The 236-nt window shown below is 82.2% G+C and carries 1 pseudogene; it reads left to right on the forward strand.

Going from position 1 to position 236, the window contains the following annotated elements:
* A pseudogene (locus ACYQ78_RS40125) lies at positions 1 to 236 on the forward strand (hypothetical protein); the annotation flags it as partial.

Genomic DNA, 236 nt, shown 5'->3' on the forward strand with positions numbered 1-236 from the left:
GGAGGGCAACCACGCGGCAGGTTGGGGCCTGGCGGGCGGTCGCCACCGGCACGGTCGCGGCCAGCGCCACGGCGGCCGCGAGCAGCAGGAGACGCGGGGAAGCAAGCGCGGGCTCGGGCGGCGCGGCGGTGCGCGGCCGGGCCGACGCCGGCCCGTCGGCGGTCGGCGTGGAGGCGGCGGCCCAGGGCGCGCTGGAGCTGTTCGGCGCCGAACAGCCCGCCGGCTGGCTGGTGGCC

The organism is Herbidospora sp. RD11066 (assembly GCF_054661255.1).